The sequence below is a fragment of the Mycobacterium sp. E1747 genome (assembly GCF_001667775.1).
Lineage (GTDB): Bacteria > Actinomycetota > Actinomycetes > Mycobacteriales > Mycobacteriaceae > Mycobacterium.
In genome coordinates this window covers 43,463-68,416 of record NZ_LZJI01000186.1, presented here as the reverse complement: position 1 = coordinate 68,416, position 24,954 = coordinate 43,463, and the positions used below count along the sequence as shown (strand labels likewise).

Annotated in this window: 27 protein-coding genes and 2 pseudogenes; 21 read left to right on the top strand and 8 right to left on the bottom strand. The window is 68.6% G+C overall.

The genetic code is table 11. From position 1 onward, the window contains the following. Positions 1-140 precede the first annotated feature (140 nt). The 4 genes and pseudogenes from A5695_RS29780 to A5695_RS18580 all read right to left on the bottom strand — a co-directional run. Positions 141-314, bottom strand: a pseudogene (locus tag A5695_RS29780) (enoyl-CoA hydratase); the annotation flags it as partial. 336 nt (positions 315-650) lie between these two features. Further along, positions 651-947: pseudogene (locus A5695_RS29775) on the bottom strand (DUF732 domain-containing protein); the annotation flags it as partial. 265 nt (positions 948-1,212) lie between these two features. After that, positions 1,213-1,671: a DUF3060 domain-containing protein gene (locus A5695_RS18585; protein ID WP_156749732.1), complete on the bottom strand. Its 459-nt coding sequence runs from the start codon at positions 1,669-1,671 to the stop codon at positions 1,213-1,215. A gap of 77 nt (positions 1,672-1,748) precedes the next feature. Next, positions 1,749-2,117, bottom strand: coding sequence for a DUF3060 domain-containing protein (locus A5695_RS18580; protein WP_068085253.1), 369 nt, complete (start codon positions 2,115-2,117; stop codon positions 1,749-1,751). A 136-nt stretch (positions 2,118-2,253) separates the two neighbouring features. Here A5695_RS18580 and A5695_RS18575 point away from each other — a divergent pair, with 136 nt between their 5' ends. From A5695_RS18575 to A5695_RS18535, 9 genes are all read left to right on the top strand, one after another. Then, positions 2,254-2,904, top strand: coding sequence for a TetR/AcrR family transcriptional regulator (locus A5695_RS18575; RefSeq protein ID WP_068085250.1), 651 nt, complete (start codon positions 2,254-2,256; stop codon positions 2,902-2,904). 352 nt (positions 2,905-3,256) lie between these two features. Further along, complete coding sequence (rpsL, locus tag A5695_RS18570) at positions 3,257-3,631, top strand: 30S ribosomal protein S12 (RefSeq protein WP_007167812.1); 375 nt, start codon at positions 3,257-3,259, stop codon at positions 3,629-3,631. After that, the gene (gene rpsG, locus A5695_RS18565; RefSeq protein WP_066999224.1) at positions 3,631-4,101 is read left to right on the top strand and encodes a 30S ribosomal protein S7; all 471 of its coding nucleotides are present in this window, start codon (positions 3,631-3,633) and stop codon (positions 4,099-4,101) included. Before rpsL ends, rpsG begins: the two co-directional genes overlap by 1 nt. A 69-nt stretch (positions 4,102-4,170) precedes the next feature. Beyond that, positions 4,171-6,276 (top strand): elongation factor G, encoded by a 2,106-nt coding sequence (fusA, locus tag A5695_RS18560; protein WP_082946167.1) that lies wholly within the window; start codon positions 4,171-4,173, stop codon positions 6,274-6,276. 110 nt (positions 6,277-6,386) lie between these two features. Then, the gene (gene tuf / locus A5695_RS18555) at positions 6,387-7,577 is read left to right on the top strand and encodes an elongation factor Tu (RefSeq protein ID WP_007167815.1); all 1,191 of its coding nucleotides are present in this window, start codon (positions 6,387-6,389) and stop codon (positions 7,575-7,577) included. A gap of 131 nt (positions 7,578-7,708) precedes the next feature. Beyond that, a complete protein-coding gene (locus A5695_RS27770) occupies positions 7,709-8,461 on the top strand; it encodes a PE family protein (protein WP_082946166.1) in 753 nt (250 codons plus the stop codon). Between the two features lie 90 nt (positions 8,462-8,551). Continuing rightward, positions 8,552-9,388, top strand: coding sequence for an SHOCT domain-containing protein (locus A5695_RS18545; protein WP_068085247.1), 837 nt, complete (start codon positions 8,552-8,554; stop codon positions 9,386-9,388). A gap of 49 nt (positions 9,389-9,437) precedes the next feature. Further along, the gene (locus A5695_RS18540) at positions 9,438-10,256 is read left to right on the top strand and encodes a mycofactocin-coupled SDR family oxidoreductase (protein ID WP_082946165.1); all 819 of its coding nucleotides are present in this window, start codon (positions 9,438-9,440) and stop codon (positions 10,254-10,256) included. Between the two features lie 25 nt (positions 10,257-10,281). After that, positions 10,282-11,460 carry an NAD(P)/FAD-dependent oxidoreductase gene (locus A5695_RS18535; RefSeq protein WP_068085244.1) on the top strand — a complete coding sequence of 393 codons (1,179 nt, stop codon included), beginning with the start codon at positions 10,282-10,284 and terminating at the stop codon, positions 11,458-11,460. A gap of 3 nt (positions 11,461-11,463) precedes the next feature. Here the strand turns inward: A5695_RS18535 and A5695_RS18530 are convergent, their stop codons facing one another. After that, positions 11,464-12,510 carry a DUF2332 domain-containing protein gene (locus tag A5695_RS18530; RefSeq protein ID WP_068085239.1) on the bottom strand — a complete coding sequence of 349 codons (1,047 nt, stop codon included), beginning with the start codon at positions 12,508-12,510 and terminating at the stop codon, positions 11,464-11,466. After that, complete coding sequence (mftR, locus tag A5695_RS18525; protein WP_156749728.1) at positions 12,507-13,103, bottom strand: mycofactocin system transcriptional regulator; 597 nt, start codon at positions 13,101-13,103, stop codon at positions 12,507-12,509. The genes A5695_RS18530 and mftR overlap by 4 nt, the downstream gene beginning before the upstream one ends. A gap of 98 nt (positions 13,104-13,201) precedes the next feature. Between mftR and mftA the strand changes: the two genes are divergently transcribed. From mftA to mftG, 7 genes are all read left to right on the top strand, one after another. Then, the gene (mftA, locus tag A5695_RS18520; RefSeq protein ID WP_046186817.1) at positions 13,202-13,291 is read left to right on the top strand and encodes a mycofactocin precursor MftA; all 90 of its coding nucleotides are present in this window, start codon (positions 13,202-13,204) and stop codon (positions 13,289-13,291) included. 5 nt (positions 13,292-13,296) lie between these two features. After that, the gene (gene mftB / locus A5695_RS18515; RefSeq protein ID WP_231974894.1) at positions 13,297-13,569 is read left to right on the top strand and encodes a mycofactocin biosynthesis chaperone MftB; all 273 of its coding nucleotides are present in this window, start codon (positions 13,297-13,299) and stop codon (positions 13,567-13,569) included. Then, positions 13,566-14,732, top strand: coding sequence for a mycofactocin radical SAM maturase (mftC, locus tag A5695_RS18510; RefSeq protein ID WP_068085233.1), 1,167 nt, complete (start codon positions 13,566-13,568; stop codon positions 14,730-14,732). The genes mftB and mftC overlap by 4 nt, the downstream gene beginning before the upstream one ends. 2 nt (positions 14,733-14,734) lie before the next feature. After that, a complete protein-coding gene (gene mftD / locus A5695_RS18505; protein ID WP_068085231.1) occupies positions 14,735-15,925 on the top strand; it encodes a pre-mycofactocin synthase MftD in 1,191 nt (396 codons plus the stop codon). A 163-nt stretch (positions 15,926-16,088) separates the two neighbouring features. After that, positions 16,089-16,820, top strand: a complete 732-nt coding sequence (mftE, locus tag A5695_RS18500; protein ID WP_068085228.1) for a mycofactocin biosynthesis peptidyl-dipeptidase MftE — start codon at positions 16,089-16,091, stop codon at positions 16,818-16,820. Next, positions 16,817-18,229, top strand: coding sequence for a mycofactocin biosynthesis glycosyltransferase MftF (gene mftF / locus A5695_RS18495; protein WP_068085225.1), 1,413 nt, complete (start codon positions 16,817-16,819; stop codon positions 18,227-18,229). Before mftE ends, mftF begins: the two co-directional genes overlap by 4 nt. A gap of 8 nt (positions 18,230-18,237) precedes the next feature. Continuing rightward, entirely contained in the window at positions 18,238-19,677 is a 1,440-nt protein-coding gene (gene mftG / locus A5695_RS18490) for a mycofactocin system GMC family oxidoreductase MftG (protein ID WP_156749727.1), read from the top strand. Positions 19,678-19,897: 220 nt separating this feature from the next. Here the strand turns inward: mftG and A5695_RS18485 are convergent, their stop codons facing one another. Continuing rightward, positions 19,898-20,182 (bottom strand): hypothetical protein, encoded by a 285-nt coding sequence (locus A5695_RS18485; protein WP_156749726.1) that lies wholly within the window; start codon positions 20,180-20,182, stop codon positions 19,898-19,900. A gap of 150 nt (positions 20,183-20,332) precedes the next feature. Next, positions 20,333-21,928 (bottom strand): MFS transporter, encoded by a 1,596-nt coding sequence (locus tag A5695_RS18480; protein ID WP_068085219.1) that lies wholly within the window; start codon positions 21,926-21,928, stop codon positions 20,333-20,335. Between the two features lie 140 nt (positions 21,929-22,068). Between A5695_RS18480 and A5695_RS18475 the strand changes: the two genes are divergently transcribed. The 5 genes from A5695_RS18475 to rplW all read left to right on the top strand — a co-directional run bounded on the left by A5695_RS18475 (position 22,069) and on the right by rplW (position 24,943). Continuing rightward, complete coding sequence (locus A5695_RS18475; protein ID WP_068085216.1) at positions 22,069-22,674, top strand: TetR/AcrR family transcriptional regulator; 606 nt, start codon at positions 22,069-22,071, stop codon at positions 22,672-22,674. A gap of 336 nt (positions 22,675-23,010) precedes the next feature. Continuing rightward, complete coding sequence (gene rpsJ / locus A5695_RS18470; protein WP_003873519.1) at positions 23,011-23,316, top strand: 30S ribosomal protein S10; 306 nt, start codon at positions 23,011-23,013, stop codon at positions 23,314-23,316. Between the two features lie 14 nt (positions 23,317-23,330). Further along, a complete protein-coding gene (rplC, locus tag A5695_RS18465; RefSeq protein ID WP_067753501.1) occupies positions 23,331-23,984 on the top strand; it encodes a 50S ribosomal protein L3 in 654 nt (217 codons plus the stop codon). Then, positions 23,984-24,640, top strand: a complete 657-nt coding sequence (gene rplD, locus A5695_RS18460) for a 50S ribosomal protein L4 (protein ID WP_068085213.1) — start codon at positions 23,984-23,986, stop codon at positions 24,638-24,640. Before rplC ends, rplD begins: the two co-directional genes overlap by 1 nt. Next, complete coding sequence (gene rplW, locus A5695_RS18455) at positions 24,641-24,943, top strand: 50S ribosomal protein L23 (protein WP_046183668.1); 303 nt, start codon at positions 24,641-24,643, stop codon at positions 24,941-24,943. Positions 24,944-24,954: the final 11 nt, after the last annotated feature.

The window sequence follows — 24,954 nt, the reverse complement described above, 5'->3', positions numbered from 1 at the left end:
GGCCGCCCGGGTCGGGGGCGGCGGGTGGCCCCTGTTCCGGCCCCGCCCCGCAGTGGCTCCTGCTGCGGCGTCGGCGGCGTTGATCCGGAGCCGCCGCCCGGGCCGCCCGGCAGGGTGCGGCTCGCACCGTAAGGCGTCGGCTAACTCGCGGGAGCGCCGTGCCGGCCCGCGCCCGCGGCGAACCGCCCCGCCCCCTCGTTCGCCTCGGCCGCGACGCGCGAGATGCTGGCGAATTCGAAGTCGATCGCCTCGGATTCCGTTGTCCCCCATTGATGCAGCGCCGAGAGTCGGTCCGACCGCAGGCATTGCTGCGGCGGCGGCGGCGGTCGTTGCTGCGGAGACGGCGTCACGACCGGCCGGGGCGGCGTCAAGTTCTGGGCGGTGGGCGGCGGTGGGGGCGGCAGTTGCGGTGGCTCCGGCTGCGCCGTTTCCCCCAAGGGCAACGCGACGCAGCCCGCCGGGCAGGCGCCGCTCGTCGGTGCCTGCGCCGCCCCGCCGATCATGTGCACCGCGGTGACCCGCCGCGACGGCTCGCTCGAGCCGGGCAGGCGATTCGCCACGCCCTGGAGCGAAGCGATCTTGGGCTGATCGTTCGGGCAGTAGGCCTCGACCGCGGCGGAGATGAAGCGCGCAATGGTGCGCGCGACACGGTCGGCCGGGTATTGGCCGCCGGGCGAGTTGGCTTTGAACGCCCGTTCCCTCATGTCGTCCACCACGCCGTCCACCGGCATTCCACCGTCGAGCTGGCGACAGACTCGATGGGCTGTGGCGATGAGGCTGGGCACGTTCTCGAGGGCGGGGATGCCCTTCTGGTCGAGCAGCGCCACGAACTGGTCGTCGGGGTTGGGGTCGGCCGCCGCGGCGCCGTGGGGGAGCAGCGCCACGCCGATCAGTACCACCAAGGACGCGACCAGTGCGCCGGCGCGATTGCTGGTACTGGTGAACATGGGTGGATTCCGTTCTGCCGCCATCATCATATGCCCGCATCCCGTCGGCGGCATCAGGTTGGCGTAGCGGCACGCGTGAGGCGCGTGGGCGCACTGCACCCGGCGTGAAAACGGTTGTGGTGCAACGGCGCTGCCCGGGGGCGTCCGGGATCGCACGAGACATAAACCATGGCGACTCCACTCGGGGGGCGTCGTCGCCGTGGTTTACGTGTCGCGGAAGTAAGGCTGGCCGACGAAAGACGGTGCCGGCGAGGGCGCTACCAGGTCAGCCGCCCTTGGAGATCGTGTTGCCCGAACCGAGGTTGTCGACCTTGGGCTCGCCGTCCTTGTAGGTGATGGTGTTGTCGAAGCCGATCACGCTGATTCGGGTGTCGACCTTGTCCAAGGTGATCTTGTTTTTCGCCCCGCCGACCGTCACCGTGGCGCACGAGCCGGTGATGGTGAGGGTGTTGTTCGAACCGCCCACGTTGAGCGACTTACCGGCGGCGCAGTCAAGCGTCGCGGTGGTGCCCATCGACCCGTAGGTGAGCGTGTTGCCGATCTCGACTGACGCGGTGGTGCTGGCTCCGCCCGACTGTGTCGTGGTGGCCGCCCCGGCGCTTGTCGTCGTCGTCGTGGAGCTGCTCTTGGTCGTCGTGCCCGACCCCGCGGGTGGGTTGGCCGTCGAACTGCAACCGGCCAGCAATAAGGCCGCGACGGTCGCGGCGACGGTGAGCGCAATCAGCCCCCAGGGGCGGTCAAAGATGCGGGCGGACAATGTTCCTCGATTCCCCTCGGTTGGACGGTGATGTGGTGTCGGACCTAGCCGGGCACCTGCTGGAGCCGGTTGGTCATGCCCAGTTCGCGGCCGCGGTCCCAGAGGACCGGCGCGCCGTTGTGGAAGAAAACCGTCTGGTTGTAGCCATAGACGGTGATGTCGTGCGAGACCGAATCGGCGACGACGGTGTTGGACGAGCCCATCACCGTCACCGCGTAGCAGTTGCCCAGCGCCGTGACGTTGTTGAACGAGCCGTTGACGAACAACGTGGCGTCGTTGCAGTCCAGCGTCTGCTCGATGCCCTGCCCGGTGACATGGGTATCACCGTTCTTGGCGTGCGCGGCGGGGGCGGGGGTTGCGGCGACGGCGATGACACAGGTAGCCAGCGACCCGGCAACGGATGTCCAGTGCACTGCGGGCCCCCTTGGTGACGGGTGATCAGCTGGACTGAGATTACGTCCATCCGGCCATGGCGGAAATAGTTTCGCAACGGGCGTCAACTAGAGTCATTAGTTAAACATTCCGCAGATCCCGAGCGAAGGGCCCGCCATGGCAGCTCAGCCCGAAACGCCGACGGCGGCCGGGCGCCCGCGTGCGGGTAGGACCGGCTCTCGGCCGGCCAAGCTGAGCCGCGAGGGCATCATCGACGGCGCGCTGACCTTCCTGGACCGGGAAGGCTGGGACGCGCTGACCATCAACGCGCTGGCGACGCAGCTGGGCACCAAGGGGCCGTCGCTGTACAACCACGTGGACAGCCTGGAGGACCTGCGCCGCGCGGTGCGGATCCGCGTGATCGACGACATCATCACGATGCTCAACAGGGTCGGCGAGGGCCGCGCCCGCGATGACGCGGTGCTGGTCATGGCCGGCGCCTACCGCAGCTATGCCCATCACCACCCCGGTCGCTACTCGGCCTTCACCCGGATGCCGTTGGGCGGCGACGACCCCGAATACACGGCCGCGACCAGCGCCGCGGCCGCCCCGGTGATCGCCGTGCTGTCGTCCTACGGCCTCGACGGCGAGGAGGCCTTCTACGCGGCGCTGGAGTTCTGGTCCGCGATGCACGGCTTCGTGCTGCTGGAAATGACCGGTGTCATGGACGACATCGACACCGACGCGTTGTTCTCCGATATGGTGCTGCGACTGGCGGCCGGTATGGAGCGGCGCGTCACTCACGACGGTGCCAAGGGCTGGGGTTGATGGCGGCGACCCGCTTCGCCCGGTTGCACCGCGCTCGCGATCGCCGCTGGGGTTGACGGCGGCGGCCCGCTTCGCCGGTTGCACCGCGCTCGCGATCGCCGCTGGGCCCGCGCTTTGACCTGCGAGACCAGCGGCGGGTATTGTGGAGGCTCGTGCCTGGCGGCTTACGGCGCCTAACCGTAAGGAAGTGGATGCCGGGCAAATTCGCATGTCCACGCTGCATCGGATCCTTCTCCGGTGCGCAGCGCGTGCGACACACCCGGCCGCGGGGTAGCGCGACCGGACATAACTGCAGTACGAAGACTTGAGAACCGCCGACAGACGCCCAACACGAACACAGAAAGCCTCCTAGATGCCAACCATTCAGCAGCTGGTCCGCAAGGGTCGCCGCGACAAGATCGCCAAGGTCAAGACCGCGGCCCTGAAGGGCAGCCCGCAGCGCCGTGGCGTATGCACTCGCGTGTACACCACCACCCCGAAGAAGCCGAACTCGGCGCTTCGGAAGGTCGCGCGCGTGAAGCTGACGAGCCAGGTCGAGGTCACCGCCTACATCCCGGGCGAGGGCCACAACCTGCAGGAGCACTCGATGGTGCTGGTCCGTGGTGGCCGAGTCAAGGACCTGCCCGGCGTGCGCTACAAGATCATCCGCGGTTCGCTCGACACCCAGGGCGTCAAGAACCGCAAGCAGGCCCGCAGCCGTTACGGCGCCAAGAAGGAGAAGAGCTAATGCCGCGCAAGGGGCCCGCGCCCAAGCGTCCGCTGGTCAACGATCCGGTCTACGGTTCGCAGCTCGTCACGCAGCTCGTCAACAAAGTCCTGCTGGACGGGAAGAAATCGCTGGCCGAACGCATTGTTTATGGTGCGCTCGAACAAGCTCGTGAGAAGACCGGCACCGACCCGGTGATCACTCTCAAGCGCGCCATGGACAACGTCAAGCCCTCCCTCGAGGTGCGCAGCCGCCGCGTGGGTGGTGCGACGTATCAGGTCCCGGTCGAGGTGCGACCGGACCGCTCGGTGACGCTGGCCTTGCGCTGGCTGGTCAGCTTCTCCAAGCAGCGTCGCGAGAAGACCATGGTCGAGCGGCTGGCGAACGAGATCCTGGATGCCAGCAACGGCCTGGGTGCCGCCGTCAAGCGACGCGAGGACACCCACAAGATGGCCGAGGCAAACCGCGCCTTCGCGCACTATCGCTGGTGATCTAGCCGGCGACGGGGCCGGCGCAAACAAGACAGCGAACCAAGCAATCGAAAGAGTGGGAAGACTTCTGTGGCACAGAAGGACGTGCTGACCGACCTGACCAAGGTCCGCAACATCGGCATCATGGCGCACATCGACGCCGGCAAGACGACGACGACCGAGCGCATCCTCTACTACACCGGTATCAGCTACAAGATCGGTGAGGTGCACGACGGCGCCGCCACCATGGACTGGATGGAGCAGGAGCAGGAGCGGGGCATCACCATCACCTCCGCGGCCACCACCTGCTTCTGGAACGACAACCAGATCAACATCATCGACACGCCTGGTCACGTTGATTTCACCGTCGAGGTGGAGCGCAGCCTGCGCGTGCTCGACGGTGCCGTCGCCGTGTTCGACGGCAAGGAGGGTGTCGAGCCGCAATCCGAGCAGGTGTGGCGGCAGGCCGACAAGTACGACGTTCCGCGGATTTGCTTCGTCAACAAGATGGACAAGATCGGCGCCGACTTCTACTTCTCCGTGCGCACGATGGAGGAGCGCCTGGGCGCCAACGTCATCCCGATCCAGCTGCCCGTCGGCTCCGAAGGTGACTTCGAGGGCGTCGTCGACCTGGTCGAGATGAAGGCCAAGGTGTGGAGCGCCGAGGCCAAGCTCGGCGAGAAGTACGACGTCGTCGACATCCCGGCCGACTTGCAAGAGAAGGCCGACGAGTACCGCACCAAGCTGCTCGAGGCCGTCGCCGAGACCGACGAGGCGCTGCTGGAGAAGTACCTGGGCGGCGAGGAACTCACCGTCGAGGAGATCAAGGGCGCGATCCGCAAGCTGACCATCAGCTCGGAGGCCTACCCGGTGCTGTGCGGCAGCGCGTTCAAGAACAAGGGCGTGCAGCCCATGCTGGACGCGGTCATCGACTACCTGCCGTCGCCGCTGGACGTGCCGCCGGCCGTCGGCCACGCGCCGGGCAAGGAGGATGTCGAGGTCATCCGCAAGCCGTCGACCGACGAGCCGTTCTCCGCGCTGGCGTTCAAGGTCGCGACGCACCCGTTCTTCGGCAAGCTGACCTACGTCCGGGTGTACTCGGGCAAGGTCGACTCCGGCAGCCAGGTGATCAACTCCACGAAGGGCAAGAAGGAGCGGCTGGGCAAGCTGTTCCAGATGCACTCCAACAAGGAGAACCCGGTGGAGACCGCGTCGGCGGGTCACATCTACGCGGTGATCGGCCTGAAGGACACCACCACCGGCGACACCCTGAGCGACCCGAATGAGCAGGTCGTGCTGGAGTCGATGACCTTCCCCGACCCGGTCATCGAGGTGGCCATCGAGCCCAAGACGAAGAGCGACCAGGAGAAGCTGTCGCTGTCGATCCAGAAGCTCGCCGAGGAAGACCCGACGTTCAAGGTGCACCTGGACCAGGAGACCGGCCAGACCGTCATCGGCGGGATGGGCGAGCTGCACCTGGACATCCTGGTGGACCGCATGCGCCGCGAGTTCAAGGTCGAGGCGAACGTCGGTAAGCCGCAGGTAGCCTACAAGGAGACCATCAAGCGCGCCGCGAACAACGTCGAGTTCACCCACAAGAAGCAGACCGGCGGTTCGGGCCAGTTCGCGAAGGTGATCATCAACCTCGAGCCGTTCACCGGCGAGGACGGTGCGACCTACGAGTTCGAGAACAAGGTCACCGGTGGCCGCATCCCCCGCGAGTACATCCCTTCGGTGGACGCCGGGGCTCAGGACGCCATGCAATACGGTGTGCTGGCCGGCTACCCGCTGGTGAACCTCAAGGTCACCCTGCTCGACGGCGCCTTCCACGAGGTCGACTCGTCCGAGATGGCGTTCAAGATCGCCGGTTCGCAGGTCCTGAAAAAGGCTGCGCAGCAAGCACAACCGGTGATCCTGGAACCGATCATGGCCGTCGAGGTCACCACGCCCGAGGACTACATGGGTGATGTGATCGGCGACCTGAACTCCCGCCGTGGCCAGATCCAGGCCATGGAGGAGCGGAGCGGTGCACGCGTCGTCAGGGCGCACGTGCCGCTGTCGGAGATGTTCGGCTACGTCGGCGACCTGAGGTCCAAGACCCAAGGCCGGGCGAACTACTCCATGGTGTTCGACTCGTACGCCGAAGTGCCGGCCAACGTGTCGAAGGAGATCATCGCGAAGGCGACGGGTCAGTAGAAAAGCCCTCGGAGTAACCTTGCCGGGTCACTGGATCGCCCTGTGCGCGGCACAACTGAAAACACCAACACTGCTTTAACGAGCACCAACAAGTCCAGGAGGACAACGAAGTGGCGAAGGCGAAGTTCGAGCGGACGAAGCCGCACGTCAACATTGGGACCATCGGTCACGTTGACCACGGCAAGACGACGCTGACCGCGGCTATCACCAAGGTTCTGCACGACAAGTACCCGGACCTGAACGAGTCCCGTGCGTTCGACCAGATCGACAACGCGCCCGAGGAGCGTCAGCGCGGTATCACCATCAACATCTCCCACGTGGAGTACCAGACCGACAAGCGCCACTACGCGCACGTCGACGCCCCGGGTCACGCCGACTACATCAAGAACATGATCACCGGCGCCGCCCAGATGGACGGTGCGATCTTGGTTGTCGCCGCCACCGATGGCCCGATGCCGCAGACCCGCGAGCACGTGTTGTTGGCGCGCCAGGTCGGCGTGCCCTACATCCTGGTTGCGCTGAACAAGGCGGACATGGTCGACGACGAGGAGCTCCTCGAGCTGGTCGAGATGGAGGTCCGCGAGCTGCTGGCCGCCCAGGAGTTCGACGAGGACGCCCCCGTCGTGCGGGTCTCGGCGCTCAAGGCGCTCGAGGGTGACGCCAAGTGGGTCGAGTCCGTCGAGCAGCTGATGGAGGCCGTCGACGAGTCCATCCCGGACCCGGTCCGCGAGACCGACAAGCCGTTCCTGATGCCGGTGGAAGACGTCTTCACGATCACCGGTCGTGGCACGGTGGTCACCGGTCGTGTCGAGCGCGGCGTGATCAACGTGAACGAGGAAGTCGAGATCGTCGGCATCCGCCCCGCCAGCACCAAGACCACGGTCACCGGTGTGGAGATGTTCCGCAAGCTGCTGGACCAGGGCCAGGCCGGCGACAACGTCGGTCTGCTCCTCCGCGGTATCAAGCGCGAGGACGTCGAGCGCGGTCAGGTCGTCACGAAGCCCGGCACCACCACGCCGCACACCGAGTTCGAGGGCCAGGTCTACATCCTGTCCAAGGACGAGGGTGGCCGGCACACGCCGTTCTTCAACAACTACCGTCCGCAGTTCTACTTCCGCACCACCGACGTGACCGGTGTGGTGACGCTGCCGGAGGGCACCGAGATGGTGATGCCCGGTGACAACACCAACATCTCGGTCAAGCTGATCCAGCCCGTCGCCATGGACGAGGGTCTGCGGTTCGCGATCCGCGAGGGCGGCCGCACCGTGGGCGCCGGCCGGGTCGTCAAGATCATCAAGTAGGTCCAGTTCGCCATAGAGCCCGGGTTGCCGCTGCGGCAGCCCGGGCTTTATGCGTTTTACCGGGCCCGCCGCGGGCGGCTCCGCTACCATTCCGTGATAAAGGAGTCGGGGGAAGATGGCCGGGAGGTTAGATGTCCTTCGTATTCACGACGCCTGAGTACGTCGCCGCAGCCGCGTCGGACCTCGCCAGGATCGGCTGGACGATCACGTCGGCCAACTCGATGGCGCTGGGTCCAACGTCGAACGTGCTGGCCCCGGGTGCCGACGAGGTGTCGGCCAGCATCGCCACCCTGTTCGGCGCGCACTCCCAGGTGTACCAGGCGCTCAGCGCGCAAGCGGCGGCGTTCCACCAACAGTTCGTACAGCTGATGAACGGCGGCGCGGCGCAGTATCTGGCCGCCGAGGCGGCCAACACCTCGCCGCTGCAGAGCGCGGCGGCTCCCGCGTCGATGGCGGCGCAGCTGCCTGCGGTGGCGGCCGCGAGTGGGTCGGCGCCGGGCATGCCCGCGGCGCCCGTGGCTTCGGCGATCGCGCCCGCTTCGGCGCTCGCGGGCGCGCAGGCGCAGGCCGGCCAGGCGGCGGCCGCGGCCACCGCGGGACCGGCGGCGGCGGCCCCGGCCACATCGGCGACGCCGGTGCGGATGGTGACGCCCGCCTACACCCCGGCCGCCGCCACACAGCCCGCTCCGACGGCACCGACACCGATGAACCCCCTCGCGACCACGCCGGCGCAGGTGGAGACGCCGCAGGCCGCGGCGGCCCCGGCCATGCCGGTGTCGACCGGCACGCCGGTGAAGATGGTGTCGGCCCATTCGCCCACCGCGGCGCCGACCGCGGGGTCTTCGGAGCGCCCGGCGCCTACGGTCATACCCAAGATCGACTGACGCCCGTCGGGTTTGCGCGTATGGCGCGCGTGGCGACACCGCGGAAGCTAACCTGGCACGAAAATCCCCAGCAAGGGTAAGGAGAAACTCGTGTTGGCGCGCTATCTCAAGGCACAGTTGGTGGTTTTGCTGTGCGGCGGCCTGGTCGGGCCGATCTTCCTGGTCGTCTACTTCATCATGGGACTCGGCGGCGTGCTGCAGTGGATGTTCTACATCGGTCTGCTCATCACCGTGGCGGACGTGCTGGTCGCGCTCGCGCTGGCCAACTACGGCGCGAAGTCGTCGGCGATGAACGCGCAGCTCGAGCAGAGCGGCGTGCTGGCGCTGGCCCAGATCACCGGGGTCACTGAGACGGGCACCTGGATCAACAACCAGCAGGTGGTGAAGGTGCACCTGCACATCGCCGGGCCCGGCTTTCTGCCGTTCGACAGCGAAGACCGGGTGATCGCCAGCGTGACCCGGCTCGGCAACCTGTCCGCCCGCAAGCTGGTGGTGCTGGTCAACCCCACCACCAACGAGTACCGGATCGACTGGGAGCGAAGCGCTTTGGTCAACGGCCTGGTTCCCGCGCAGTTCACCGTGGCCGAAGACAACAGGACCTACGACCTCAGCGGCCAGGCCGGCCCGCTGATGGAGATCCTGCAGATCCTCAAGGCCAACAACGTTCCGCTCGACCGGATGGTCGACATCCGGTCGAACCCGGCCCTGCGCCAACAGGTCCAGGCGGTCGTGCGCCGGGCGGCCGAACAACAGGCGCCGGCCGCCCAGCCCCAGCCGGCGACCGCCGGCGGGCCGGCACCGGTGCCGACGCCCCCGCAACCGTCGATCGCTCAGCGGCTCCAGGAACTCGAGACGCTGCGCGCCAGCGGCGCGCTGACCGACCAGGAATACAACAGCCGGCGGGCCCAGATCATCGCCGAAATCTGACCGGCGGACGAGTTAGAACAGGTTTCAGTTTCGCTGCTAGCCTTGGCCCGTGGCTGACTCACTGCAAGGCCGGGTGGCATTCATCACCGGCGCCGCCCGCGCCCAGGGCCGCTCGCACGCGGTGCGGCTCGCCCGGGAAGGCGCCGACATCATCGCGCTCGACATCTGTGCGCCGGCGTCGGAGAGCGTGACATACACGCCGGCCACGCCGGCGGACCTCAGCGAGACCGTCCGGCTGGTGGAGGCCGAGGGCCGCAAGGTCTTGGCCCGCGAGGCCGACATCCGCGACGACGCCGCGCTGCGCCAGCTGGTGGACGACGGCATCGAGCAATTCGGCCGGCTCGACGTCGTGGTGGCCAATGCCGGGGTGTTGAGCTGGGGCCGGCTCTGGGAACTCACCGACGAGCAATGGGACACGGTGATCGGGGTCAACCTGACCGGCACGTGGCGCACGCTGCGGGCCACCGTGCCCGCGATGATCGAGGCCGGCAACGGGGGCTCGATCATCGTGGTCAGCTCGTCGGCGGGGCTGAAAGCGACTCCGGGCAACGGCCATTACTCGGCCAGCAAGCACGGGCTCACCGCGCTGACCAACACGCTGGCCATCGAGCTCGGCGAATACAACATCCGGGTCAACTCCATCCATCCGTACTCCGTCGATACCCCGATGATCGAGCCGGAGGCCATGATGGAGATATTTGCCCGGCATCCCAGCTTCGTGCACAGCTTTCCCCCGATGCCCTTGCAGCCCAACGCCTTCATGGCGCCCGACGAGGTGGCCGACGTCGTGGCGTGGCTAGCCGGTGACGGGTCGGCCACGGTGACGGGCACGCAGGTCCCCGTCGACAAGGGCGCATTGAAGTACTGATCGGCGACCGTGGTATGAACTCCACGTGACCGCTAGCAAAGGAATAGTTATCGTAGGTGGCGGTCTGGCCGCCGCCCGGACCGCCGAACAACTTCGCCGAGCGGAGTACACCGGCCGCGTCACGATCGTCAGCGACGAGGTGCACGTGCCCTACGATCGCCCGCCGCTGTCGAAAGAGGTGCTGCGCAAGGAGGTCGACGACGTCGCCCTCAAACCCCGCGAGTGGTACGACGAGAACGACATCACCCTGCGGCTGGGCGCGGCGGCCACCGCCCTGGATACCGCGGCGCAGACGGTGACGCTGGCCGACGGGTCGGTGATCGGCTACGACGAACTCGTCATCGCGACCGGGCTGGTGCCGCGGCGCATCCCGACGCTGCCGGACCTCGAGGGCATCCGGGTCCTGCGCACGTTCGACGAGAGCATGGCGCTGCGTGAGCGCGCATCCGCCGCGCGGCACGCCGTCGTCATCGGCGCCGGTTTCATCGGCTGCGAGGTGGCGGCGAGCCTGCGCAGCCTCGGCGTGGACGTCGTGCTGGTCGAGCCGCAGCCGACGCCGTTGGCGACGGTGCTCGGCGAGCGGATCGGCGAGCTGGTCGCGCGCCTGCACCGCGAGGAGGGGGTCGACGTCCGCCTCGGCGTCGGGGTGGCCGAGGTGCGCGGCGACGAACGGGTGGACACCGTCGTGCTGACGGACGGCACCGAGCTGGCGACCGACTTGGTGGTCATCGGCATCGGGTCGCACCCCGCGACCGGTTGGCTCGAGGGCAGCGGCGTCGCGGTCGACAACGGCGTGCTCTGCGACGAGGCGGGTCGGACCAGCGCGCCCAACGTGTGGGCGCTCGGCGACGTCGCCTCCTGGCGCGACGCCACGGGACACCAAGCGCGCGTAGAACATTGGAGCAACGTCGCCGACCAGACCCGCGTCGTGGTTCCCGCGATGCTGGGAAAGGACGTGTCGTCGTCGGCCGTCGTCGTCCCCTACTTTTGGAGCGACCAGTACGACGTCAAGATCCAGTGCCTCGGCGAACCCGAAGCCACCGACACCGTTCACCTCGTCGAGGACGACGGCCGCAAGTTCCTGGCCTACTACGAGCGCGACGGGGTGCTCGTGGGCGTGGTCGGCGGCGGGATGCCCGGCCGGGTCATGAAGGTGCGCGCGAAGATCGCCGCGGGCGCGCCCATCTCGGAGGTGCTTGGCTGAGCCCTAGCGCCAGTGCACCGGCGGGCCGTGCGGATGGCATTCGCCGAGAATTTCCAGTTCCCCGCCCGGCCAGCGCCGCATCCGCACCAGGAACCTGATCGGCGCGTCGGGCGCGTCGCGCGCCGGCTCCAGCGTGAGGTGGACGAGCGGCGACCGTTCGTCGGCGTGCTCGCCCAAAGCGCGGACCCTGGCGCGTACCGTATCCCGCTCCTCGTGGGTCAGGTACTGCCACGTAATCGAATGCCACAGCACCGTCAGCGCGTCCGCGGCCAGCGTCAGCCCGGCGACCGCTTCGGCCGCCGATCGGCGCTGCAGCCGCGCCGGCACCCGGTGGGCGACCTCGACGGCGCCGCGCAGCCGCTCGAGCCGGGCGGTCTGGTCGGGCCAGACGTAGCTCAACACGGTGAGTTCCCCATCGGGCGCGGTGACGTCGATGGGTGCGATGTCGAACCCGTGCCGTTCGACGATCCGCACCCCGCCGTCGGGCGGCTGCGCGCCGCGCCACGCGTCCTCGATGGTCACCGGCGAGTCGGCCGGGCCCCACTGGCCGTCGGCGAACCGGTAACGGTAATGGTCGGCGCGCAGATTCAGCCCCGCGCTGGAGCCGATCTCGAAAAGCCTTATCGGCAAACCCAATTGATGATTGGCGCGCAGCAAGCCACCGATCAGCGCGGCCGACCGGCCGACCTCGTTGGTCTGCGGCGGTTGGCGCAGGGCGGCGCGCAACGCCTCGGCGTGCTCGGCCGCGACGCCCTCGATTTCCGGCCACGCCGCGCCGGCCTCCCAGCTGCCCCCGGTGCTGGGATACCACCGCCGCAGTCCCGGTGCCCGGCCGTCGAGCACCAATCGGTGTAACCCGCCGAGCAGACGCAGCGGCACCGCGAGGGGCGCCGGGTCCTCCTCGTGCCCGGACAGGATCGTTGCGAAGACGCCCCCGGACTCGACGTCGAGGGCCACCAGCTCGAAAAGCTCGCCATACATCGGGGACCCGGAGCGCGCGCAGAACCGGCCCTGCGCGCGCAGCGTGTGCAGCAGGTGGTCGGCGGTCACCGATCCAGCCCGTCCAGCCCGGCGCCGACGACATCGAACGCGTTGCCCAGTGCGGTCGGCAGCGGAACGGACTCGTCGCCGAGCCAGTGCTCGTAGGCGGCCAGCGCCACCCCGAGCATCGTCCACGCGGCGGTCTGGGGCAGCAGGTCCGTCGTCTTGAGGTCCGACCGGCGGGCCACGAATCCGGCGATCACCTCGCGCCAGCCCGCGTACATCGTCATCGAGTAGGCCTGCAGCTCGGCGGTCTGCAGGATCACCCGCATGCGCTGGCGATGTCGCGCCGTCTCCGACTCGTCAAAGGTGTTGAACGCCAATAGCGCATCGCGCAGCGCCTGACCCAGCGGCACGCGCGGACCGACGCTGTCGAGCAGCTCGCGCAGGCGCGCGAGGTGGGTGTCGAAGTCACCCCACGGGATGGCGTTCTTGGAGGCGTAGTAGCGGAACAGCGTTCGCCGGGAGATGCCGGCGGCCCGGGCGACGTCATCGACGCTGACGTCGGCGAACCCACGGGCGCTGAACAGTTCGATGGCGGCGTCGGTGATGTCGTGCGGCGTTGTCGAGCGGCGACGGCCCACCCGCGGCTGCGGCACCATGAGACCCGCCCTTCCATTTCGGCACTCGATGCCATATTCTGACGAAGCTTGTGACTTGATCCCCATCGTTGTCAAGAACCGACGAAAGGCAATGGCCCGTGGACCACGAAACCGAGACCGAGACCCAGCTCGTCACCGAGACCCTGGTCGAAGAGGTGTCCATCGACGGCATGTGCGGGGTCTACTGACCCCCGTGTTCGACCCCGACCGCGGCTGGCGGTTGCACCCGCAGGTGGCGGTTCGACCCGAACCCTTCGGGGCGTTGCTCTACCACTTCGGCACCCGCAAGCTGTCCTTCCTGAAGAACCGCACCATCCTCACGGTGGTGCGGTCGCTGGCCGACCATGCCGACGTTCATTCCGCCTGCCGCGCGGCGGGCGTGGACGACGCGGGGGAGGCGCCCTATCTGCACGCGCTGGGCGTGTTGGCCGATTCGAAGATGTTGGTACCCCAGGAGGCCCAATGACAGCCACTGTGCCGCGGCTCATCGAGCAGTTCGAGAGCGGCCTGGACGCGCCCATCTGCCTGACGTGGGAGCTGACGTATGCGTGCAACCTGGCGTGCGTGCACTGTCTTTCGTCCTCGGGTAAGCGCGATCCGCGAGAGCTCTCCACCCGTCAGTGCATGGACATCATCGATGAGCTGGAACGCATGCAGGTGTTCTACGTCAACATCGGCGGCGGGGAGCCCACCGTCCGGCCGGACTTCTGGGAGCTGGTCGATTACGCCACCGCGCACCACGTCGGGGTGAAGTTCTCCACCAACGGCGTCCGCATCACCGAAGAGGTCGCCGCCCGGCTGGCCGCCAGCGACTACGTCGACGTCCAAATCTCGCTCGACGGCGCCACCGCGGAGGTCAACGACGCGGTCCGCGGTCCGGGATCCTTTGCCATGGCGGTGCGCGCGCTGGAGAACCTGGCCGCCGCCGGTTTCAAAGACGCGAAGATCTCCGTCGTGGTGACCCGCCACAACGTCGACCAGCTCGACGAATTCGCCGCGCTCGCAAGTCGTTACGGTGCCACCCTGCGGATCACCCGGCTGCGGCCGTCGGGGCGCGGCGCGGACGTCTGGGAGGATCTGCACCCCACCGCCGCGCAGCAGGTCCAGCTGTACGAGTGGCTGGTGGCCAAGGGCGAGCGGGTGCTCACCGGCGACTCCTTTTTCCACTTGGCGCCGCTGGGCTCCTCCGGGGCGCTCGCGGGCCTGAACATGTGCGGCGCCGGACGCGTGGTGTGTCTGATCGATCCGGTGGGGGACGTGTACGCTTGCCCGTTCGCCATCCACGACCGCTTCCTGGCTGGAAACGTGTTGACCGACAACGGGTTCGACAACGTCTGGAAGAATGCCCCGCTGTTCCGCGAGCTGCGCGAGCCGCAGTCCGCCGGCGCCTGCGGCAGCTGCGGGCACTACGACGCCTGCCGGGGCGGCTGCATGGCTGCCAAGTTCTTCACCGGCCTGCCGATGGACGGGCCGGACCCCGAATGCGTGCAGGGCCACAGCGCGGCGGCGCTGGCCCAGCGGCGGGAGACGCCGCGGCCCCGCGCCGACCACTCCCGCAAGTCCGGCGGGCCAGTACTGCTGACGCTGTCGCGTCCGCCTGCACGATTGTGCAACGAAAGCCCGGTGTAATCATGGCCGCGAAATGGTTTGAAACCGTCGCCATTGCGCAGCAACGGGCCAAGCGGAGACTGCCGAAATCGGCCTATTCGTCCCTGATTTCGGCAAGCGAAAAGGGAATCACCGTCGCCGACAATGTGGCGGCTTTCGGTGAACTCGGGTTCGCACCGCACGTCATCGGCGTGCAGGAAAAACGCGACCTGTCGACCACCGTTATGGGCCAAGATATTTCGATGCCGGTGCTGATTTCGCCGACCGGCGTGCAAGCGGTGCATCCCGATGGTGAGGTGGCCGTGGCGCGGGCCGCCGCCGCCCGCGGCACGGCCATGGGGCTGTCCTCGTTCGCCAGCAAGCCGATCGAAGAGGTGATCGCGGCGAACCCCAAGCTGTTCTTCCAGTTGTACTGGCTGGGCGACCGCGACGCGATCGCCGCGCGGGTGGAACGCGCGCGGGCGGCGGGGGCGGTCGGCCTGATCGTCACCACCGACTGGAGCTTCTCGCACGGCCGTGATTGGGGCAGCCCCTCGATTCCGGAGAAGATGGACTTGAAGACCATCGTCAAGATGAGCCCGGAAGTCATCACGAAGCCGCGGTGGTTCCTGCAGTGGGCGAAGACCATGCGCCCGCCCGAGCTGCGGGTGCCCAACCAGGGACGCCGCGGGGAGCCTGGCCCGCCGTTCTTCGCGGCCTACGGGGAGTGGATGGGCACGCCACCCCCGACGTGGGAAGACATCGCCTGGCTACGCGAACTGTGGGGCGGGCCGTTCATGCTCAAGGGCGTGATGCGCGTCGACGATGCGAAAAGGGCTGTGGACGCGGGGGTTTCGGCGATCTCGGTGTCGAACCACGGCGGCAACAACCTCGACGGCACGCCGGCGTCGATCCGGGCTCTGCCCGCGGTGGCCGCCGCGGTCGGCGATCAGGTGGAGGTGCTGCTCGACGGTGGCGTCCGCCGCGGAAGCGACGTCATCAAGGCCGTGGCGCTGGGCGCGCGCGCAGTGATGATCGGCCGAGCCTACCTGTGGGGCCTCGCGGCCGCCGGCCAGGCCGGCGTCGAGAACGTCCTCGACATCCTGCGCGGCGGCATCGACTCGGCGCTGATGGGGCTGGGCCGCGGCGGCGTCGGGGACCTCGGCCCGGAAGACATCCTGGTGCCGCCCGGCTTCACCCGGGCGCTCGGTGTGCCGCCCACCGGGAACGCCTGAGCACTAATTACCGATATCCGGGGCAGATTTATGCGGAATGCTCGACGACCCGCGAACGGTGGTACAAGCGTGGTGCCCGTGACGAACGAGCACAAATTTCGAACGCGCGATGAACCGGCCAGAAAAAAATAGTTTTCACCAGACAACAATTGGTGCACGCCAGGTGAATTCGTCCTACCATCACCGAGTGCCCGTACTCGGCGAATTAGCGGTGGCTACATCAGGCCAGCTATCGGGCACGTCGCCGTCGATATTGATCCCGCTCGGCTCCACCGAACAGCACGGTCCGCACCTGCCGTTGGACACCGACACCCGCATCGCCACCGCGGTCGCCCGCGGCGTCCGGGGGGATCTGCAGGGCGACTGGTGGGTGGCGCCGGCCGTCGCCTACGGCGCCAGCGGAGAGCACCAGAGCTTCGCCGGAACCATCTCCATCGGCACCGAAGCCCTGACCACGCTGCTGGTTGAGTACGGCCGGTCGGCCGCGGGCTGGGCCCGGCGCCTGGTCTTCGTCAACGGTCACGGCGGCAACACCGCCGCGCTGACCGCCGCCGTGACCCGGCTGCGTGCCGAGGGCCGCGACGCCGGCTGGTGTCCGTGTCTGGCCGGCGGCGGCGATGCCCACGCCGGCCACACCGAAACCTCGCTGGTGCTGCACATCTCGCCCGGCGACGTGCGGACCGACCGGTGGCTGGCCGGCAACCGGGCGCCGCTGACCGAATTGCTGCCGTCGATGCGCCGCGGCGGAGTCGCCGCGGTCAGCCCCGTCGGCGTGCTGGGGGACCCGACCACCGCGACCGCCGCCGAGGGCGAGCGCATCCTCGACGAGATGGTGGACGGCTGTGTCGGTCGAGTGGCCCGCTGGTCGCCCGGGCGCGACGGAATGCTGACATGAGCCAACCCCGGCTGCCCGACGGCTTCGCCGTCCAGGTCGATCGCCGCGTCCGGGTGCTGGGCGACGGTTCGGCGCTGCTCGGTGGTTCGCCGACGCGGCTGCTGAAGCTGGCGCCGGCCGCCCAGGACATGCTCTGCGACGGCCGGCTGAAGGTGCGCGACGACGTCAGCGCGCAGCTGGCCCGCACCCTGCTGGACGCCACGGTGGCGCATCCGCGGCCCGCGGGCGGTCCCTCTCACCACGACGTGACGGTGGTAATACCGGTGCGGGACAACCTTTCCGGCGTGCGCCGCCTGGTCAGCTCGCTGCGCGGCCTGCGGGTCATCGTGGTGGACGACGGGTCCTTCCCGCCGATCGAGCCGGCCGACCTCGTGGGCGCGCACTGCGACGTCGAGGTGTTGCGGCACTCACGCAGCAAGGGGCCGGCCGCCGCCCGCAACACCGGCCTGGCCGCCTGCACCACCGACTACGTCGCTTTCCTGGATTCCGACGTCGCGCCCCGGCGCGGGTGGTTGGAGGCGCTGCTCGGGCATTTCTGCGACCCCACCGTCGCCCTGGCCGCGCCGCGCATCGTCGGTTTGTCGCACAGCGAAAACGTGGTGGCCCGGTACGAGGCGGTGCATTCATCGCTCGACCTCGGTGAGCGCGAAGCGCCGGTGCTGCCCCACAGCACGGTGTCCTACGTACCCAGCGCGGCCATCATCTGTCGCTGCGCGGCCCTGCGCGGTGTCGGCGGGTTCGACGAGACGCTGCAATCGGGCGAGGATGTCGACCTGTGCTGGCGGCTCATCGAAGCGGGCGCGCGGCTGCGTTACGAGCCGATCGCGCTGGTCGCCCACGACCACCGCACGCAACTGCGGGATTGGCTCGCACGCAAGGCGTTCTACGGCGGTTCGGCGGCCCCGCTCTCCGTCCGCCATCCGGACAAGACGGCTCCGGTCGTGATCTCCGGCTGGGCGTTGATGACCTGGATCCTGATGGCCTTCGGGACCAGCCTGTCCCAGCTGGCATCCGTCGTCATCGCCGTGCTGACCGGTCGCCGGATCGCCAGGGCCATGCGGGGCGCCGAGACGTCGGTCACCGACGTGGTGCTGATCGCGGGCCGCGGCCTGTGGTCGGCGGCGCTGCAGCTGGCATCGGCCCTGTGCCGGCACTATTGGCCGCTGGCGTTGCTGGCCGCCACGCTGTCGCGGCATTTCAGACATGTCGTGCTGGTCGCCGCCGTCATGGATGGCGTGGTGGACTGGCTGCACCGCCGGGACGCCGTCGGCGACGACGCCGAACCGATCGGCCTGCTGACCTACCTGTTGCTCAAGCGTGTCGACGACCTGGCATACGGGCTCGGACTGTGGTGGGGTGTGCTGCGGGAGCGCAACCTGCGGGCGCTGAAACCGCAGATTCGGAGCTAGCCGCCACCTTGATCACAGCCGCCCCGCACAGCGACGTGCTGATCGTCGGCGCCGGCAGTGCTGGATCGGTTGTCGCCGAACGCCTTTCCGCCGATCCCGGCTGCACCGTGACCGTGCTGGAGGCGGGGCCGGCCCTCGATGAACCCGGATTGCTCGCACAGGCCGCCAATGGGTTGCAACTGCCCATCGGGGCCGGCAGTCCACTGGTCCGGCGCTATCAGACCAGCCTCACCGATCGGCCCATGCGCCGGCACCCGATCGTGCGCGGGGCCACGGTCGGCGGTTCGGGCGCGATCAACGGCGGCTATTTCTGCCGCGGCCTGCCCCGCGACTTCGATCGCCTGGCGCTGCCGGGCTGGGCCTGGTCCGACGTCCTGGGCAGCTTCCGCGCCATCGAGACCGACCTGGACTTCCGCGGCCCCGCCCACGGCGACAGCGGCCCCATCCGGGTGCGCCGCACTCACGAAATGACCGGAACCACCGAGCGCTTCATCACCGCCGCGCGGCGTGCCGGGTTCTCCTGGATCGATGATCTCAACGACGTTGGGCGCGAACCGGTTTCGGGAATGGGTGCGGTTCCGCTCAACATCGTCGACGGGGTGCGCACCGGAGCCGGCGCCGGCTTTTTGCTGCCGGCCCTGGGCCGGCCGAACCTGACGCTGCACGCGCGGACGCGCGCGCTGCGTCTGCGATTCGCCCGGACGGCGGCGGTCGGCGTCGACGCGATCGGCCCGCACGGCGACGTGACCCTCACCGCCGATCGGATCGTCCTGTGCGCCGGCGCCATCCAGACGGCGCAGCTACTCATGCTCTCCGGCATCGGGGCGGAAGAAGGGCTGCGGGCCGTCGACGTGCCCGTGGTGGCCCCGCTGCCGGTGGGGACGTCCTTCAGCGATCACCCCGAATGGGTGCTGCCCACCGACTGGGCGGTGGCCCCCGGCCGGCCGGTGCTCGAGGTCGTCCTCAGCACCGCCGACGACCTCGAGATCAGGCCCTACACGGGCGGATTCGTCGCGATGACCGGCGATGGCACCGCCGGGCACGCCGACTGGCCGCACATCGGCGTGGCGCTGATGCAGCCGCGGGCGCGCGGGCGCATCGCACTGGTCTCGGCGGATCCCGACGTGGCGCCCCACATCGAGCATCGTTACGACAGCGAACCAGACGACGTCGCGGCGCTACGCGCGGGGACCGAAATGGCCCGCGAACTCATCGGCGGGGCAACGGAAGTCGGCGCGCCGGTGTGGTCCACGTCCCAACACCTGTGTGGGACGGCGCCGATGGGTCCCGACACCGACCCGCGGGCCGTCGTCGACCCGCGCTGCCGGGTGCACGGCATCGACAACCTGTGGGTGATTGACGGCTCGATCCTGCCGGCCGTCACCAGCCGCGGGCCGCACGCCACCATCGTGATGATCGGGCACCGGGCCGCGGAATTCGTTCATTGAAGCGGCAGGCTGTGGGGGCGGGCCCCACGGTGAGGCATGGGGCCCGCCCCGCGAGCGGTTGATGTTCGTGCGGTCCACGTAGACGGCCACGACAAGTGGCGGTGCACGCGCGGATGTGCGTCGCGCTAACGGTGCGTCGCAATATTCGTGGACGGCACGACCGCCATCTCGCTTGTTCAACCTCCCTTCGGGTATCTGAAAAGGGTTCAGCGGCTTGGCATCACGCCTGCCGCGGAGGGGAACGCTCCCGCGCCCACACCACGGAGACCGGCCAGCGAGTTCGGCGTCCGAGCGGGCGCGTCGAGGCCGTGGTGCCCGCCGCCTCGGTGAACACGATGGTGCCCGTGCGGCGGGGACACCGCCGCGCCGAGGGCAATTCGCTGGTGGGGTGTCGGGCCGGCTCGCTCGGTCGCCGCAGGCGTATCCATTCGGCCTCCACGATCGCCGCCGCCTCACTCAGCGCCGGGCATCCCGGCTCGACCACGCTGGTATCACCTATCAACACCACATCCACCTCGCGCTTACGAAGAGATGACCTGTATCTGTCGATGTACATCTGGTGATACCAGAATTTCCGGACGGTTTCAAGCGTCCCCCGCGGCGCCGGATCCGTCGAACCCGATGTCGGGCAACGGTATTGGAGCGCCTGATCGGGTCAGGACCGGCGGCGGGCGAGTAGGCCGCGGACCGGCCGCAGCTGCCGGCCGTCGCGGCCGGGGGCCCAAATGCCGACCAGCATCGCGGCGACGGCGACGATCACGGCCATCGTGATGGTCGAGGCGTGCAGGGCGGCCAGGAACGCGGTCTTGCTGGCCTCCGCGAGCTGGTGCCCCTGGGGTCCCAGCCGGCCGGCGACCTCGACGGCCTTGGCCAGCGAATCGGTGGCCGGGCGGCGGACCGGCTCGGGAAAGCCGGCCAACTTCGGCGCGAGCTCGTGCGAATAGCGGCCGGCCAGAATGGAACCGGCCACCGCGATGCCCAACGCGCCGCCCATCTCCCGGGAGGTGTCGTTGACCGCGGAGGCGACGCCCTGCTTCTCGTCGGGCACCGCGCCCATGATCGCCGATGTCGTGGGGGCCGTGCAGATTCCGATGCCGGTGGCCAATATCAAGGTCGGCCAGGCGAATTCGGTGTAGGAGGAGTTCAGGCCCAGCCGGTACATGCAGGCGAAGCCGACCGCCATCAGCAGCGTGCCGATGAACAGCACCAGCCGCAGACCGAGTTTGGGCACGTACCAGAACGACAGCGCCGAAAAGATGCCCAGCGGCACCATGAACGGACCGAAGGCGATGGCCGTCGCCAGGGCCGAGTAGCCCATGATCTGCTGCACGTACTGCATCCCGATGTAGAAGAACCCGAACGTCGCGCCGAACAGGATGACGATTGCGGCGACGCCGGTGGCGAAATTCGGGTCGGCGAACAACCGGACATCCAGTAACGGTTCGCGGCCGCGTCCGCCGAGCCGCAACTCGACGGCGCCGAACGCCGCGGCGAGCACCGCACCCGCGGCCAGCCCGCCCCAGACCAGGGGGTCACCCCACCCGCGGGTGGGCGCCTCCAGGATCGCGGCAACGGCGATCGCCACCGCGGCGCCGATCAGGACCGCGCCCAGCGAATCGATCCGCGGCGCACCGCTGTCCCGCGACGAGGCGACGGTGCACGCGAGCGCGAAGATCACCAGCCCGGCGGCACCCAGGGACCAGAAGATCGCGTGCCAGTCCGCGAATCGCAGCAGCAGGCCCGAACCGAGCATGCCCAGCACGCCGCCGGACCCGGCCGTGCCGGCCCAGATCCCGACCGCCTTGGCGCGGTCGTCCTTCGGATAGGCCACGGTCAGCAGCGACAGCGTCGCCGGCATCACGAAGGCGGCGCCGATCCCGGCCAACGCCCGCCCGGCGATGATCTGCGCCGGGCTGTGCAGCATGGCCGGCGCCGTCGACCCGACCGAGAACACGATTAGCCCGATCAACAGCGCGCCGCGCCTGCCGTAGCGGTCACCGATCGCACCCGCCGGCAACAGCAGGCACGCCAGCGCCACGGTGTAGCCGTCGACGACCCAGTTGAGCTGGGACTGCGTGGCCGAGGTGGCCACCGCGAGGTCCCCCAGCGCGGTGTTGAGCGCCGTCATCGACGCGACTACCAGGGCGACGCCCATGCAGGCGACGGTCAGCGTCCAGTTTCGTGCTCGGGGGCTACCGCCAATGCTGGCTGGATCAGTACGCTGGTCGGGCCGGGCCAGGGTTTCGAGCATGTGCGCCTCCTCACGGCGGCGTTGGGAAGTTTCGAGACCAATGGTCTTGTAGGTAGACCGATAGTCTCGTTCCCAAACGTCGGAGGTGGGTCGCAATCGGCGGTACTACCGATCCCCGTCCAGCACGCTCGCGGGCCCGTTTGCTCGAGGCCGCCGCCACGTTGCTGCGTTCGGGGGGTCCCAGCGCGGTGACCGTCGACGCGGTCACCCGCACCGCCAACGTGGCCAGGGCCACGCTGTATCGCCACTTCCCGAGCGGAAACGACCTGCTGGCAGCGGCTTTCAACAGCCTCATCCCGCCGTCCCCGACGCCGCCGGCCGAGGGTTCGCTGCGGGATCGCCTGGTGGCGGTGGTGCTGGCCCAGGCCGAGTCGGTGGCGCAGGCGCCGGCGCTGATGACGGCCATGTCCTGGTTGTCCATGGGCCGGGACCTCGACGAACTGCCGGAACCCCGCGACTGCGCGGTGAACAGCACGGCGATCACGACGCTGCGTGAGCGGATCGCCCAGCAGTACGCCGCGCCGTTCGACGCCATCTTCGACAGCCCCGAGGCCGCCGAGCTGGGTGAGGTGGACCGGTCGCGGGCCATCGCGCTGCTGATCGGTCCCCTCGTGCTGGGCCGCCTGTCCACCCTCCCCGACTTCGACTACCGCGAGTGCGCGCTGGCCGCGGTCGACGGCTTCCTCTATGTTCAGCGCAGACACAATCGGGCGGGCGCCGCGAGCGTCGAACCGGCGGGCGCCTGAGGCCAAAGAAGCAGGTCGGTGGCCTTCGTCCGGGATTTGGCCAATCCCATGATCTAGGGCATACTGTTCAGGTTGCCTTGGGCCAGGTTCGCGCCTGGTCGGGCATACGACCAGCGCCCAAACGGGCGCGTCCGGTCCCATCCTTGGAGCGCGACAATTTCGCCGCGGTCCAGGCTGCGTGAGGGTGACACACCCGACCGCGGGGGCCGGTGGACCACGACAGGTAAACAGCGGCGCAGTATCCGGCGCGACGCTCGAACGGCCAGGCCGATCAGCGCGCTGGGAGCACCAGGTCCGGACACGGATTTTTGTAAGTGGAGTGAGGGTAGGAGAAGCGTGGCGGGACAAAAGATCCGCATCAGGCTCAAGGCCTACGACCATGAGGCCATCGACGCATCGGCGCGCAAAATCGTCGAGACCGTCGTCCGCACGGGTGCCAGTGTCGTAGGTCCGGTGCCGCTGCCGACTGAGAAGAACGTGTATTGCGTCATCCGCTCTCCGCATAAGTACAAGGACTCGCGGGAGCACTTCGAGATGCGTACTCACAAGCGGCTGATAGACATCCTCGACCCGACGCCGAAGACCGTCGACGCGCTGATGCGCATCGACCTTCCGGCCAGTGTCGACGTCAACATCCAGTAGGAGATCCAGAGCTCATGGCAAGAAAAGGCATTCTGGGTACCAAGCTGGGCATGACGCAGGTGTTCGACGAGAACAACCGGGTCGTCCCGGTGACGGTGGTCAAAGCAGGACCCAATGTGGTCACCCGGATCCGCACACCCGAGCGCGACGGTTACAGCGCCGTTCAGCTGGCGTACGGCGAGATCAGCCCCCGCAAGGTGAACAAGCCGGTGACCGGGCAGTACAGCGCCGCGGGTGTCAACCCCCGCCGGCACCTCGCCGAGTTGCGGCTCGATGACGAGGCCGCGGCAAGCGAATACGAGGTCGGCCAGGAGCTGACCGCGGAGATCTTCGCCGACGGCAGCTACGTCGACGTCACCGGAACCTCCAAGGGGAAGGGCTTCGCCGGCACCATGAAGCGCCACGGCTTCCGCGGCCAGGGCGCCAGCCACGGTGCGCAGGCGGTCCACCGCCGGCCGGGTTCCATCGGTGGCTGCGCCACCCCCGCGCGGGTGTTCAAGGGCACCCGGATGGCGGGCCGGATGGGCAACGACCGCGTGACGGTGCAGAACCTGGTGGTGCACAAGGTCGATGCCGAGAACGGCGTGCTGTTGATCAAGGGCGCGGTCCCCGGCCGCACCGGTGGGCTCGTGGTGGTCCGCAGCGCGATCAAACGAGGTGAGAAGTAATGGCAGCACTCAAGATTGACGTCAAGACGCCCGACGGCAAGGTCGAGGGCTCCGTCGAGTTGCCGGCCGAATTGTTCGATGCCCCGGCCAACATCGCGCTGATGCATCAGGTGGTCACCGCCCAGCGGGCGGCGGCGCGTCAGGGCACGCACTCGACCAAGACCCGCGGCGAGGTCAGCGGCGGTGGGCGGAAACCATACCGGCAGAAGGGAACCGGTCGTGCCCGTCAGGGTTCGACGCGGGCCCCGCAGTTCACCGGCGGTGGCGTCGTGCACGGGCCCAAGCCGCGCGACTACTCCCAGCGCACCCCGAAGAAGATGATCGTCGCGGCGTTGCGCGGCGCGTTGTCCGACCGGGCCCGCAACGGCCGCATCCACGCGGTCACCGAGCTGGTGGCGGGTCAGACGCCGTCGACCAAGAACGCCAGGGCGTTCCTGGGCACGCTGACCGACCGCAAGAAGGTGCTGATCGTGATCGGCCGCAGCGACGAGGCCGGCGCCAAGAGCGTGCGCAACCTGCCGGGCGTGCACATCCTGACGCCAGACCAGCTCAACACCTACGACGTGCTGCTCTCCGACGACGTGATCTTCAGCGTCGAGGCCCTCAACGCCTACATCGGTGGCAACACGACTAGCACCGAGGAGGTTTCGGCGTAGATGGCGACCATCACCGACCCCCGCGACATCATCTTGGCCCCGGTCATCTCGGAGAAGTCCTACGGGCTGCTGGATGAGAACGTGTACACCTTTGTGGTGCACCCCGATTCGAACAAGACGCAGATCAAGATCGCGATCGAGAAGATCTTCTCCGTCAAGGTCGCGTCGGTGAACACCGCGAACCGGCAGGGCAAGCGCAAGCGCACCAGGACCGGATACGGCAAGCGCAAGGGCACCAAGCGGGCCATCGTCACGCTGGCGCCGGGCAGTAAGCCGATCGACCTGTTCGGCGCCCCGGCCTAGCGAGAGAAAGA

What these genes read in the sequence shown, in the direction of transcription:
- rpsL (WP_007167812.1), top strand. Translation starts at nt 3,257, where the DNA reads ATGCCAACCATTCAGCAGCTGGTCCGCAAGGGTCGCCGCGACAAGATC.
- A5695_RS27770 (WP_082946166.1), top strand. Translation starts at nt 7,709, where the DNA reads ATGTCCTTCGTATTCACGACGCCTGAGTACGTCGCCGCAGCCGCGTCG.
- A5695_RS18480 (WP_068085219.1), bottom strand. Translation starts at nt 21,928, where the DNA reads ATGCTCGAAACCCTGGCCCGGCCCGACCAGCGTACTGATCCAGCCAGC.
- A5695_RS18575 (WP_068085250.1), top strand. Translation starts at nt 2,254, where the DNA reads ATGGCAGCTCAGCCCGAAACGCCGACGGCGGCCGGGCGCCCGCGTGCG.
- rpsG (WP_066999224.1), top strand. Translation starts at nt 3,631, where the DNA reads ATGCCGCGCAAGGGGCCCGCGCCCAAGCGTCCGCTGGTCAACGATCCG.
- rplC (WP_067753501.1), top strand. Translation starts at nt 23,331, where the DNA reads ATGGCAAGAAAAGGCATTCTGGGTACCAAGCTGGGCATGACGCAGGTG.
- mftC (WP_068085233.1), top strand. Translation starts at nt 13,566, where the DNA reads ATGACAGCCACTGTGCCGCGGCTCATCGAGCAGTTCGAGAGCGGCCTG.
- mftR (WP_156749728.1), bottom strand. Translation starts at nt 13,103, where the DNA reads ATGGTGCCGCAGCCGCGGGTGGGCCGTCGCCGCTCGACAACGCCGCAC.
- rplD (WP_068085213.1), top strand. Translation starts at nt 23,984, where the DNA reads ATGGCAGCACTCAAGATTGACGTCAAGACGCCCGACGGCAAGGTCGAG.
- rplW (WP_046183668.1), top strand. Translation starts at nt 24,641, where the DNA reads ATGGCGACCATCACCGACCCCCGCGACATCATCTTGGCCCCGGTCATC.
- mftD (WP_068085231.1), top strand. Translation starts at nt 14,735, where the DNA reads ATGGCCGCGAAATGGTTTGAAACCGTCGCCATTGCGCAGCAACGGGCC.
- mftF (WP_068085225.1), top strand. Translation starts at nt 16,817, where the DNA reads ATGAGCCAACCCCGGCTGCCCGACGGCTTCGCCGTCCAGGTCGATCGC.